This is a genomic window from Pseudomonas sp. 2VD (genome assembly GCF_005503585.1).
In the GTDB taxonomy this organism is placed as follows: Bacteria; Pseudomonadota; Gammaproteobacteria; order Pseudomonadales; family Pseudomonadaceae; genus Pseudomonas; species Pseudomonas aeruginosa.
The window spans coordinates 1-12200 of the sequence record NZ_SCND01000173.1 but is presented as its reverse complement, the minus strand read 5'-3'; the positions used below and the strand labels follow the sequence as shown (position 1 = coordinate 12200).

Below are 12200 nucleotides of genomic sequence, written 5' to 3'. Positions count from 1 at the left end.
GGTGCTGAGCGTCGCCGACAACGGCGGCGGGATTCCCGCCGAGCACCTGGGCAGCGTCTTCGATCCGTTCTTCACCACCAAGCCGGTGGGAGAGGGACTCGGCCTCGGCCTGGCGGTATCCTATGGGATCGTCCACGAACTCGGCGGCCGCCTGCAGGTCGCCAATGCCGAGGCGGGAGCGGTGTTCAGCCTGATCCTGCCGGCGGCCCCCGATGACACGAGCGTAACGACATGAGCGACCAGGTGATCTTCGTCGACGACGAAGCGACGATCCGCGAAGCGGTGCAGCAATGGCTGGAGCTGTCCGGCTTCGAGGTGCGCCTGTGCCTGCGCGCCGAGGAATGCCTGGGAGCATTGGACAAGTCCTTCGCCGGGGTGGTCATCAGCGATGTGCGCATGCCCGGCATGGACGGCCTGCAACTGCTCGCCAACCTGCAGGCGGTCGATCGCGACCTGCCGGTGATCATGGTCACCGGGCACGGCGACGTGCCGATGGCGGTGGAGGCCATGCGCCAGGGTGCCTACGACTTCATCGAGAAACCCTTCACGCCCGAGCGCCTGCTCGGCAGTTTGCGGCGCGCGCTGGAAAAGCGCCGCCTGGTGCTGGAGAACCGGCGCCTGAAGGAGCAGGCCAGTCTCAAGGACCAGGTCGATGCGCGTCTGCTCGGCGTGTCCAAGCCGATGGAAGCGTTGCGCCGGCAGGTTCTGGCCCTGGCGCCGACCCCGGTGAACGTCCTGATCCGTGGCGAGACCGGCAGCGGCAAGGAACTGGTTGCCCGCTGCCTGCACGACTTCGGGCCGCGCGGCGACAAGCCGTTCGTGGCGCTGAACTGCGCGGCGATTCCCGAGCAACTGTTCGAGAGCGAGCTGTTCGGTCATGAGAGCGGCGCCTTCACCGGCGCGCAGGGCAAGCGCATCGGCAAGCTCGAGCATGCCCATGGCGGCACCCTGTTCCTCGACGAGATCGAAAGCATGCCGTTGGCGCAGCAGGTCAAGCTGCTGCGCGTCCTGCAGGAGCAGCAACTGGAGCGGCTCGGCTCGAACCAGAGCATCCACGTCGACCTGCGGGTGATTGCCGCGACCAAGCCCGACCTGCTGGCCGAAGCACGTGCCGGACGCTTCCGCGAGGACCTGGTGTATCGCCTGAACGTCGCTGAGCTGCGCCTGCCGCCGATCCGCGAGCGTCGCGAGGACATCCCGCTGCTCTTCGAACATTTCGCCAGCGTTGCCAGCCAGCGCCTCGGCCGCGAGCCGCAGCCCGCCGCGCCGGCGGAACTGGCGCGGCTGATGGCCCACGACTGGCCTGGCAATGTACGCGAGCTGGCCAACGCCGCCGAGCGTCATGTCCTCGGCCTGGAGCGTGGGGACGCGGAGGAAGGCGGCGGCCTCACCTCGGGGCTGGCGGAACGCATGGAAGCCTTCGAGGCGGAGTGCCTGCGCCAGGCGCTCGGCCAGTGCCGCGGGGACATCAAGGCGGTGATGGAGTTGCTGCAACTGCCGCGTCGGACACTCAACGAAAAGATGCTGCGGCATGGCCTCAGCCGCAGCGATTTCGTCGGTGAAGAGCCGGCCTGAAGCAGCCCTCGCGAGGCGTCAGAGATCCTTGGCCAACTCCGTTGGCGCCTGGCGCCCGCCGCGTTGCAGCAACGCCAGGTAGACCAGCCCCACCGCGATCCAGGCCAGTCCGAGCAACTGTGCGTCGAGGCTCATGCTGTACAGCACGTAGGCGATGATCGCCAGGCCCACCAGCGGGAATAGTAGATGCCGCAACCACTGGCCGGAGCGCTGGCGGCGGTAGTAGTGGTTGATCACGCTCAGGTGCAGCAGGCAGAAGCCGGTGAGGGCACCGAAGTTCACCAGTGAGGTGAGCACGTCCGGTGCGTCGAGGAAGGCCCAGCCGATTCCCAGCGACAGCACCGCCACCAGGTACAGGCTGACGTGCGGCGTCTGGTAGCGCGGATGGACCCTGGCCAGCGCGCGCGGCAGCCTGCCGTCGCGGGCCATCGAGTAGAGCAGGCGCGAGACCGCTGCCTGCGAGGTGATCGACACGGTGACACCCCAGGCCAGCGCGGTGGCTACCGCGGTCAGCATCGACAGCCACTGGCCACCGGCCGCTTCGGCGATCTCGTAGAAGGCGGTGTCCGCCGACTTGAAGTTCATCCCGGCGGCGAGGTCGGTGGCCAGCCAAGTCTGCGCGATGAAGATGCCGCCCATGATGAACAGCGCGATCAGCGCGGCGCGGCCGATCTGTCGCGCGGGATCGCCCTTGACCTCCTCGGCGAGGGTGGAGATGGCGTCGAAGCCGAGGAACGACAGTACGGCGATCGAGGCGGCCTTCATCACCAGGCCGAGATCGAAGGCCTCCGGGCGATACAGCGGTTCGAGGGTCAGCCGGCCGTTGCCCAGGCCGCCTTCCAGCGCCTGGTAGCCGACCACCAGGAAGATCGCCAGGACCACCAGCTCTCCGATCAGGAACAACAGGTTGGCGCGGGCGGCGAAGGTGATGCCGCGCAGGTTGACCAGGGTCGCCGAGACCAGGAACAGCAGCATCCAGGCCAGCTTGGGGATCGCCGGGAACAAGTGGTTCAGCGCCAGCGCGCTGAACACGTAGAGCAGCGGCGGGATCAGCAGGTAGTCGAGCAGCAGCACCCAGCCGGCGATGAAGCCGACATGGGGGTGGATGCCGCGCTGGGCGTAGGAATACACCGAGCCGGCAATCGGAAAGGCCTTGGCCATGGCTCCGTAGCTGAGGGCGGTGAAGAGCATCGCCAGCATGCCCACCAGGTAGGCCATCGGCACCATGCCGTGGGCGTCGGCATGGACCCAGCCGTAGACCCCGAACGGGGCGATGGGGATCATGAAGATCATCCCGTAGATGATCAGGTCGCTCAGGGACAGGCTGCGGCGCAGCTGTTGCCGGTATCCGAACTGTTCGATGGCCATGACGGGCTCCTCGGGAAAAGGCAGCGTATTGTCGTTATCGGCGCCGCACGCGAAGCGGGCCTCTTTCTCGTTATTGGCGACCGGCGGCGCCGGTCATCGCATCAGAGCCAGGGATACAGACGCTCGGCCCAGGCGCTCACCGCATCCGGCGTGCGCAATCCATCGTTGCGGATCTCCAGCAGCACCGCTTCCAGACCGCGTGCGTCGCCATGCACCGGAACGGTAGTGTCTTCCGCCGGGTCGATCGCATAGGGCTGGTTGCCGGCGACTTCCAGGCCGTGCCGGCGCAAACCGTCGAGGATGCGCCCGGCGTAGGCGCCGGCGTTGCGATAAAGCACCCCGGCAACCAGCGGGCGGGGTCTGCCGTGGTACACCGGGGTAAAACTGTGCACGCCGACCACGCGGGTCGGCACGCCGGCGGCCTGGCGCTCGTCGAGCAGTTGCGTCAGGCGCTGGTGGAACGGATGGAACAGGCAATCCTGGCGATAGCGGCGCACCGTCTCGGACAGCTCGCGGTTGCCGGGAACCGGGTAGATCTCGCTGTGCGGCGGAATGCTGTCGGGTGCCTCCAGCGGTCGGTTCAGGTCGATCAGCAGGCGCGAGTAGCCGGCCGCCAGCAATGGCGCGTCGAGCCGCCGGGAAAGCTCTTCGGCCAGCGCCAGGGCGCCGATATCCCAGGCGATGTGTTCTTCCGCCGCGGCCTGGTCCAGGCCGAGGCGCTGCAACTCCAGCGGGATGTGCCGGCTGGCGTGCTCGCAGACCAGGACCACCGGGCTGCGCCCTTCGGGGTTGAGCAGGCGGTAGGGTGGCAGCTGGTAGATGCCGAGTTCGGGGTTGTCAGTAAAGCTCGGCATAGTGGCGGCACAGGTCGTCGTCGGAAAGGCCCGCCGTCAGTGCCAGTTCGTGGCGCTTCATGGCGAGGTAGGTGTCCAGCAGCGGCTTTGGCAGCTCGGCGCAGAGCGTCTCGTCGCGCTGCAGGCAGTCGAGCGCATCGCCGAGGGTCGCCGGCAGGGCCTGGATGCCGCGGGCCTGGCGCTCTTCGTCGCTGAGGCCGTGCGGATCGACATCGGCCAGGGCGCGCAGCGGCAGGCGTCGTTCGATGCCCAGGCGGCCGGCGATCAGCACCGCGGCCATCGCCAGGTGCGGACAGGCGGTGGCGTCCATCGGCCGGAATTCCAGGTTGTACTGCTTGCCCAGCGGCTTGCCGCCGACGCTCACCACCGGGCAGATGCGCAGCGCCGCTTCGCGGTTGCGCAGTCCCAGGCAGGCGTAGGCGGCGCTCCAGTGGTGGGGTTTCAGGCGCAGGTAGGAGGCGGCGGTAGGCGCGGTCAGCGCGCACAGCGCTGGCAGGTGCGCGAGCACGCCGGCGGCCCAGTGCTCGCCGAGTTCGGAGAGATCGTTGGGTCGACCGGGCTCGTACAGCAGCGGGCTGCCGTCGGCATGTTGCAGGCTCAGGTGCAGGTGCACCCCGTTGGTCACCGCGCCGGGTGCCGGCAGCGGTGCGAAGCAGGTACGCAGGCCCATCTGCCGCGCCACTTCGCGAGTGACCTCGCGGACGTTCACCGCGCGGTCGGCGGCGGCCACGCCCTGCGCCGGGCGGCAGGTGACCTCGTACTGGCGCTGGCCGTATTCGGGGAGGAACATCTCCGGCTCGGTGCCAGCCTGGGCCAGGGCGCTGACCAGCCAGCCGGGGAACTGCCCGGCGGCACGCTGGGCCTGCAGCGAAAACGCCGCGGCCGGACGCTCGCCGGGCAGGCCGAGCAGGCTGAATTCGTGTTCGAACGCCGCGATGACCTGCAGGCCGCTGTCGCGATAGCGTTCCACCTCGGCCCGCAGCAGGCTGCGCGGGCAGGCCGGCCACGGCGTGCCGTCGGTTTCCACCAGGTTGCCGTGCAGGTAGTCGAGCGCCGGCGCAGCGGCGTCGGGACCCTGCTCGACGCGCACCCGGCTGTTCGGGTCGGGCAGCAAGCGCAGGTCGCCGTGGCTGCCCCAGGGGCTGCTCTCGTCGATCAGGTCCTGCGGGGTCAGCGAACTGTTCGCCGGTACCCAGCCGCAACCGCTGGCTAGTTGCTCTTCCAGGGTCGCCAGGGGCAGCGAGCGCCCGCGGGTGATGCCGGCCAGGTCGGTGGTGACGAAGCTGACCAGGCGTACCGGCTGCAGGCGGTTCACAGGTTGCTCCGGCCGAGGGCGGCGATGCGTTGCAGGACGGTCTCGGTGTCGCTGATCCAGCAGTAGCCCTTGATCGCTTCCAGGCAGGCCTGGTGGCGTTCCGGGGTATGGGTGGCACAGGCATCCTCGACCAGGGTGACCAGGTAGCCGCGGTCGGCGGCATCGCGCACGGCCATGTCCACGCACTGGTCGGTGACCACCCCGCAGACGATCAGGTGGCGGGTGCCGAGGTTGCGCAGTACGTAGTCGATGGCGGTGGAGTTGAAAACGCCGGAAGAGGTCTTCGGCAGCACGATCTCGTTGGCGGTCGGCTCCAGGGCGTCGATCACCCTGGCGTCCGGGCTGCCCTTGGGCAAGTGCATCTCCGACAGCTTGTGATCCAGCGAGCGGTCGCGGCCATCGGCGGTGAGGCTCTCGATGATGGTGTGCAGGACGTTCTCGTCCACTGCGCGCATGGCCCCGAGCAGGCGCTGCTGGTTGGGGATCACCTGGTTCTGCACGCGCTCGTAGAAGTAACCGGCTGCCTGCGGATCGACGTGCGGGTCGCGCCCCGGCTCGACCCAGGCACGCTGCATGTCGACGAACAGGATGGCGGTCTGCCGGCGGCCGAATGGCAGGTCGCGCGGCGAGTGGTGGGGCAGGCTGAACATCGGGTCATTCCTCCAGAATATGACTGCTGAACGCGTTGCGGAGCTGGTCGATGCCCTCCAGGCGTTCGTCGAGCGGCGCGCCCATGCGCGCCACCAGGGTCGCAACCAGTGCCTCGACCTGGGCCATGGCCGGCACCAGCGAGTCGAAGGGCGAGGCGGATTCCACTGGCGAACTGACGATCAGGTCGGCGTGTTCGCGCAGCGGCGAGGCGTAGATGTCGGTGAACAGCACCAGCCGTGTGCCGCGTGCCTTGGCGGCCTGGGCCACGTGCTGGGCCTGGCTCTGGTAGCGGCGATAGTCGAACAGGACCAGCAGGTCCTGGCGGCCGAGGTCGTAGAGCTGGTCGGGGAGCAGGGCGCCGTCGTCGAGCAATCGGCATTGCGGGCGCAGCAGGCGCAGATGGGTGACCAGGTAGCCGGCGAGGAAACGGCTGAAGCGTCCGCCGTGGCAGTGCACGCGCAGGCGGCTGTCGAGCAGCCAGTCGGCGAGGCGCTGGATGTCATCGGGGCGGGTCAGGCCGAGGGTCTGTTGCAGGCTCTGGCCAGCCTGGTCGAGGTAGCGCGCCCAGGTGTCGTCGCGGCCCATCCGCTCGCGGCGTTCGGCGAGCAGGGTGCGCGGCGAGCGCAGGCGGTCGTCGACGTCGGCCAGCAGCGCTTCCTGGAAGTCGCCGTAGCCGGCGAAGCCGAGCTTTTTCACCAGGCGCATGATCGTCGGGTCGCTGACTCCGGCGTGCCGGGCCAGGCGCGTCATCGGACCGAGGCCGAGGCGCGGGTAGTCATCGAGCAGGGCACGCACCACCTTGCGCTCCGCGGGCGTCAGTTCGGCGGGCGGGGAGGCCAGGCGTTGTTTTAGTTCTTGCATGGGGCATCCTCGAAGGTGGGTCGATTGTGTAGTGAATTTTTCAGATTGTTCAATATGTGACGGAATGTTTTTTTCACTACATTTTCCGCAAACGACCGAATGACCGCTGTCGTGGCACGGCAGGCAGACGTGCGGCCGGGCCGGAAACGAAAAAGCCCGGTCGAAGACCGGGCTTTTTCCAGGGGCGGTTACGCGGCTTGGCTCAGAACGCCGGCACCACCGCGCCTTTGTATTTCTCCTGGATGAACTGCTTGACCTCGGCGCTGTGCAGGGCCTTGGCCAGCTTCTGCATGGCGTCGCTGTCCTTGTTGTCCGGCCGCGCGACCAGGATGTTCACGTAGGGCGAGTCGCTGCCTTCGATGGCCAGCGCATCCTTGGTCGGGTTCAGCTTGGCTTCCAGGGCGTAGTTGGTATTGATCAGCGCCATGTCGACCTGGGTCAGCACGCGCGGCAGGGTCGCGGCTTCCAGTTCGCGGATCTTGATGTTCTTCGGATTGTCGACGATGTCCTTCGGCGTGGCGGTGATGCTCTTGTTGTCCTTGAGCTTGATCACCCCGGCCTTGTCCAGCAGGAGTAGGGCGCGGCCGCCGTTGGTGGCGTCGTTGGGGATCACCACGGTAGCGCCGGAAGGCAGTTCGTCGAGCTTCTTGTACTTGCTCGAGTAGGCGCCCAGCGGCTCGATGTGTACGCCGGTCACGGCGACCAGGTCGGTGCCCTTGGCCTTGTTGAACTCATCGAGGTACGGCTGGTGCTGGAAGAAGTTGGCGTCCAGGCGCTTCTCCGAGACCTGCACGTTCGGCTGCACGTAGTCGGTGAACTCCTTGACCTTCAGTTCCACGCCTTCCTTGGCCAGCAGCGGCTTGACCACATTGAGGATCTCCGCGTGCGGCACCGGGGTGGCCGCGACGGTGAGGGACTCGGCGGCCTGGGCGGCGGTGAGGCCGAGCGCCGCGACAGCGGAGAAAGCAGCAAGCAGTTTTTTCATCTTCAACTCCTTTCGAGGTGTTCCTGGCGGCTGTGGATAACCGCGGCGCTCAGGGTTTTGGGCTTGGCCGGCAAGCTTACTTGCGCGAGAAGTGCACCACCAGCTTGTCGCCCACGGTTTGCAGAATCTGGACGAGGATCAGCAGCATCACCACGGTGACCACCATCACGTCGGTCTGGAAGCGCTGATAGCCGAAGCGGATCGCCAGGTCGCCCAGCCCGCCGGCGCCGACCACTCCGGCCATCGCGGTGTACGAGACCAGGGTGATGGCGGTGACGGTGATGGCGGCGATGATGCCCGGCCGGGCTTCCGGCAGCAGGGCGTTCCAGATGATCTGCCGGGTGCTGGCGCCCATCGCCTGGGTTGCCTCGATGATGCCCTTGTCGACCTCGCGCAGCGCGGTTTCCACCAGGCGCGCGAAGAACGGCGTGGCGCCCACCACCAGCGGCGGGATGGCCCCGGCGACGCCCAGCGAGGTACCGGTGATCAGTACGGTCAGCGGGATCATCACGATCAGCAGGATGATGAACGGCAACGAACGGAGGATGTTCACCACTAGCGAGAGCAGGGTGTAGACCGCCTTCTGCTCGAACATCTGCCGTGGCCCGGTAAGGAACAGCAGGACGCCGAGGGGCAGGCCGAGGACCACCGTGAACAGCAGCGAACCGCCGAGCATCCAGAAGGTGTCGACGCTGGCCAGCCAGATTTCGTACCAGTCGATGTTGGCGAAGCTCATGGTTTCGAAGAAGTCCATCAGCGCAGTACCTCCACATGTACGTCAGCGGCGTTCAACTGGCTCATGGCGGCTTCCAGGTCACCGCCGACCAGGGCCAGGGTCAACTGGCCGTAGGGCGTGTCCTTGATGCGATCGATGCGTCCGGAAAGGATGCTGTAGTCGACCCCGGTCTGCCGCGCCACGGTGCCCAGCAGTGGCGCATAGGTGGCTTCGCCGCGGAAGGTCAGGCGCAGGATGAGACCCGGCACGTGGGCGAAATCGTCGTGACGCTCGTCTTCGTCGACCCGTTCGGCCTCGAACACGAAGCGGCGTGTGGTCGGGTGCTGCGGATGGAGGAAGACATCGGCGACATCGCCCTGCTCGACGATGGCGCCGCCGTCCATGACCGCGACCTGGTCGCAGACACGACGGATCACGTCCATCTCGTGGGTGATGAGGACGATGGTCAGCTTCAGCTCGCGATTGATTTCCGCCAGCAGTTGCAGGACCGAGGCGGTGGTCTGCGGATCGAGGGCGCTGGTGGCCTCGTCGCAGAGCAGGATGCTCGGCCGGCAGGCCAGGGCGCGAGCGATGCCGACGCGCTGTTTCTGTCCGCCGGAGAGCTGGGCCGGATACTTGCGCGCGTGGTCGGACAGGCCGACCCGTGCGAGCAGCTCGGAGACCCGCGCATCGACTTCGGCACGGCTGAAGCCGCCGGCCAGGCGCAGGGGCATGGCGATGTTGTCGGCGACGGTCTTCGAGGACAGCAGGTTGAAGTGCTGGAAGATCATCCCGACGCGCTGGCGGAAACGGCGCAGGCCTTCGGCGTCGAGGGCGGTGACGTCTTCGCCCTCGACCAGGATGCGGCCGCCGCTGGGCTCCTCGAGGCGGTTGATCAGGCGCAGCAGGGTGCTCTTGCCGGCACCGGAATGGCCGATCAGGCCGAAAATCTGCCCGGCCTGGATGTTCAGGCGGGTCGGTTGCAAGGCGGGGATTTCCCGACCGGCAACTCGATAGGTCTTGTGGACGTCGTGGAATTCGATCACTGGGCGAACCTTGTGGGTGCGGCGATGCTGTTACGGCTGGAGCACGGGCTTGGCGGGAAGCATGGGCGGTCAGCTAAACCGAGCATTTTACCTTGCTTTCTTATGCATTATTAATATTTATTGGTGATGAAAAAACATTGAAATGGAATAAGCGTCTGGCTCGCTCCCGACAAGCGCTTTCTGCTGCGGCCGGGGCTGGACCGGCCTCAATTCCGGGGGGTAAGTATCAATCGGGTCGGCTTGTCGGCCTGTACGACATGGCTGAGATGCAGGTCGAAATCGGGTGAGAGCTTCTTCACCCGCGCCAGGAGCTGGTCGGAAACCAGCGGATAGTCGCTGTCCCGGCGCACTTCGATATGCACCCTGCAACGGTAGGCGACGACATCCGCGGCCACCGCATCGAGCACCGCACCGAGCCCGCCCTGGCCGGTGCCGTCGAGCATCGGCAGGGGCACGGCGCTGCTGGCCGCTTGCGGATCGATCAGGTGGGGAGCGCCGGGCAGCGGCTTCAGTTCGCCGTCGGGCGGCGTCTGGATGATCTGCTGCATCTGCTGCTGGGCCGCCTGCTGCATGCGTCGGGCCTGCTCGGCGCGGGCGGGATCGACCTTGGCGCGGTTGATCGCACCGTCCAGCCCGGCGGTCAGCGCCGGCGCCTTGGGCATCAGTCCGCGGGCATGGCCGAGGGCACTGGTGGCGGTGTTGAGGTCTCCTTGGCGCAGCGCGGTTTCCCCGCGCTGCATGTAGGCCTCGGCCAACTGGCGGCGGAATGCTTCGACGCGCTCGTCGCCGGCGGCTGCGCTGCGCAGGGCCAGCCATTGTTGCTCGGCCTGTTCGAGCTTGCCGGCGGCCAGGGTTTCCTGCAGTTCGGCATAGGGATCGGCGGGCTGCGCCTGGGGCGCGACCACCGGCGTCGGTTGCGACGACGCATTGCCCTGGCAGGCGCTGACCAGCAGCGCCGCCGCCAGGATGGACAGCAGGCGAAAGAAGGACGACATCATTCCTGCGGGTTCTCGTTTGGTCAAAAAATCGCCAGATTCTACACCGTGCGGCGGGGCAGGACAAAACTCAGCAGGAACAGGCCGGCGGCGCTGACCACGATCGAGGGGCCGGCGGGGGTATCCTTGAACCAGGACAGGGCCAGGCCGGCGCACACCGCGACCAGTCCCAGCAGGCTGGCGCCGACCGCCATCTGCTCGGGACTGCGGGCATGGCGCTGGGCGGCGGCGGCGGGAATGATCAGCAGCGAGGTGATCAGCAGTACGCCGACGATCTTCATCGCCACGGCGATGACGATGGCGATCAGCAACATCAGCGCCAGGCGGATCGCTCCGACCGGCAGGCCTTCCACCTTCGCCAGTTCCTCGTGCACGGTGATCGCCAGCAGCGGCCGCCAGAGGAAGCAGATCAGTGCCAGGACCAGCGCGCTGCCGGCGATTATCCACAGCAGGTCGCTGGCGCTCACCGCCAGCAGATCGCCGAACAGGTAGGCCATCAGGTCGACCCGCACTTCCTTCATGAAGCTCAGGGTGACCAGGCCCAGCGACAGGGTGCTGTGGGCGAGGATGCCCAGCAGGGTGTCGGCGGCCAGCGGCTGGCGCTGCTGCAGGGTCACCAGCAGCACCGCGAGCAGCACGCAGCCAACGGTCACTGCCAGGGTCGGGCTGACATCGAGGAGGAAACCCAGGGCTACCCCGAGCAGTGCGGCGTGGGACAGGGTATCGCCGAAATAGGCCATCCGCCGCCAGACCACGAAGGAGCCCAGGGGGCCAGCCACCAGGGCCAGGGCGAGGCCGGCGAGGAGGGCGTTGAGCAGGAAGTCAGCCATGGTTGCAGTCGGGGCCGTGCTTGTGGACAGGAGTGAAGCGGGTGCCTGGAGGCAAGGCGCCGGGACCGGCCTTGACCACCTCGCCGTGGAGGTCGTGGGCGTGGTCGTGATGGTGGTGGTAGATCGCCAGGCTGCGAGCGTCCTGGCCGAACAGCTCGACGAAGGCCGGGTCGCCGCTGACCTGCTCGGGGTGCCCTGAGCAGCAGACATGGCGGTTCAGGCAGACCACCTGGTCGGTGGCGCTCATCACCAGGTGCAGGTCGTGGGAGACCATCAGCACACCGCAGCCGTAGCGGTCGCGCAGTTTGCCGATGAGGCGGTAGAGTTCGGCCTGGCCGGCGACGTCGACGCCCTGCACCGGCTCGTCGAGCACCAGCAGCTCGGGCTTGCGCAGCAGGGCGCGGGCCAGCAGCACGCGTTGCAGTTCGCCACCGGAAATGCTTTGCAGCGGGCGCTCCAGCACGTGCGCCGCGCCGACCTCGCGCAACGCCGCCAGCGCCTGCTCGCGCCTGACCCCGGGTACCAGGCGGAGGAAGCGCAGTACGCTGAGCGGCAGGGTGGCGTCGACGTGGAGTTTCTGCGGCATGTAGCCGATGGTCAGCCGCGGCCGTCGCCAGACCTCGCCGACGTGCGGCTTGAGCAGGCCGAGCACGCTGCGTACCAGGGTGGTCTTGCCGGCGCCGTTGGGGCCGATCAGGGTGACGATCTGGCCGGGCTCGATGGCCAGGTCGACATCGCTCAGCACCGCCTGGCCGTTGAAGGACACGCCGACCTGGGTCAGCCGCACCAGCGCGTTGTCCATCAGGCGTCCTTCTGGTCCCGGCAGGTGCCGCAGAGGCCGACCACCTCGACGGTCTGGCTTTCCACGGCGAAGCCGACGCTGTTCGCTCCGGCGACGATGGCCCGGCTGATATCCGGCTGTTCCAGCTCGATCGCGGTGTGGCAGGTGCGGCAGATGAGGAACTGGCCCTGGTGGCTGTGCTCCGGGTTGTTGCAGCCGACGAA

General features: G+C 67.5%; 13 protein-coding genes and 1 pseudogene. 2 read left to right on the top strand and 12 right to left on the bottom strand.

Going from position 1 to position 12200, the window contains the following annotated elements; all coding sequences use genetic code 11:
• A partial coding sequence (locus FFS27_RS18840) for a sensor histidine kinase (RefSeq protein WP_256659542.1) occupies positions 1–235 on the top strand: 235 nt, incomplete at its 5' end.
• Entirely contained in the window at positions 232–1575 is a 1344-nt protein-coding gene (locus FFS27_RS18835) for a sigma-54-dependent transcriptional regulator (protein WP_021263204.1), read from the top strand. The genes FFS27_RS18840 and FFS27_RS18835, both read left to right, overlap by 4 nt.
• Before the next feature lie 18 nt (positions 1576–1593).
• Here FFS27_RS18835 and FFS27_RS18830 read toward each other — a convergent pair whose 3' ends face one another.
• From FFS27_RS18830 to zur, 12 genes and pseudogenes are all read right to left on the bottom strand, one after another.
• The gene (locus FFS27_RS18830) at positions 1594–2943 is read right to left on the bottom strand and encodes an APC family permease (RefSeq protein WP_003099715.1); all 1350 of its coding nucleotides are present in this window, start codon (positions 2941–2943) and stop codon (positions 1594–1596) included.
• A gap of 101 nt (positions 2944–3044) precedes the next feature.
• The gene (locus tag FFS27_RS18825; RefSeq protein WP_003136463.1) at positions 3045–3713 is read right to left on the bottom strand and encodes an N-formylglutamate amidohydrolase; all 669 of its coding nucleotides are present in this window, start codon (positions 3711–3713) and stop codon (positions 3045–3047) included.
• 67 nt (positions 3714–3780) lie between these two features.
• Positions 3781–5112, bottom strand: coding sequence for a glutamine synthetase family protein (locus FFS27_RS18820; RefSeq protein ID WP_003109126.1), 1332 nt, complete (start codon positions 5110–5112; stop codon positions 3781–3783).
• Positions 5109–5762, bottom strand: coding sequence for an isochorismatase family cysteine hydrolase (locus tag FFS27_RS18815; protein ID WP_003109125.1), 654 nt, complete (start codon positions 5760–5762; stop codon positions 5109–5111). Before FFS27_RS18815 ends, FFS27_RS18820 begins: the two co-directional genes overlap by 4 nt.
• A 4-nt stretch (positions 5763–5766) precedes the next feature.
• The gene (gene qapR, locus FFS27_RS18810; RefSeq protein ID WP_003099726.1) at positions 5767–6624 is read right to left on the bottom strand and encodes a transcriptional repressor QapR; all 858 of its coding nucleotides are present in this window, start codon (positions 6622–6624) and stop codon (positions 5767–5769) included.
• A 202-nt stretch (positions 6625–6826) separates the two neighbouring features.
• The gene (locus FFS27_RS18805) at positions 6827–7609 is read right to left on the bottom strand and encodes a MetQ/NlpA family ABC transporter substrate-binding protein (RefSeq protein ID WP_021263203.1); all 783 of its coding nucleotides are present in this window, start codon (positions 7607–7609) and stop codon (positions 6827–6829) included.
• Between the two features lie 76 nt (positions 7610–7685).
• Positions 7686–8363, bottom strand: a complete 678-nt coding sequence (locus FFS27_RS18800) for a methionine ABC transporter permease (RefSeq protein WP_003097004.1) — start codon at positions 8361–8363, stop codon at positions 7686–7688.
• Positions 8363–9370 carry a methionine ABC transporter ATP-binding protein gene (locus FFS27_RS18795; RefSeq protein ID WP_003097002.1) on the bottom strand — a complete coding sequence of 336 codons (1008 nt, stop codon included), beginning with the start codon at positions 9368–9370 and terminating at the stop codon, positions 8363–8365. Before FFS27_RS18795 ends, FFS27_RS18800 begins: the two co-directional genes overlap by 1 nt.
• Positions 9371–9576: 206 nt before the next feature.
• Positions 9577–10365, bottom strand: coding sequence for a PA5502 family lipoprotein (locus FFS27_RS18790; RefSeq protein ID WP_073657448.1), 789 nt, complete (start codon positions 10363–10365; stop codon positions 9577–9579).
• 41 nt (positions 10366–10406) lie between these two features.
• The gene (znuB, locus tag FFS27_RS18785; protein ID WP_003096998.1) at positions 10407–11195 is read right to left on the bottom strand and encodes a zinc ABC transporter permease subunit ZnuB; all 789 of its coding nucleotides are present in this window, start codon (positions 11193–11195) and stop codon (positions 10407–10409) included.
• A complete protein-coding gene (znuC, locus tag FFS27_RS18780) occupies positions 11188–11997 on the bottom strand; it encodes a zinc ABC transporter ATP-binding protein ZnuC (protein WP_003099732.1) in 810 nt (269 codons plus the stop codon). The genes znuB and znuC overlap by 8 nt, the downstream gene beginning before the upstream one ends.
• Positions 11997–12200, bottom strand: a pseudogene (gene zur / locus FFS27_RS18775) (zinc uptake transcriptional repressor Zur); the annotation flags it as partial. The pseudogene zur and the gene znuC, both read right to left, overlap by 1 nt.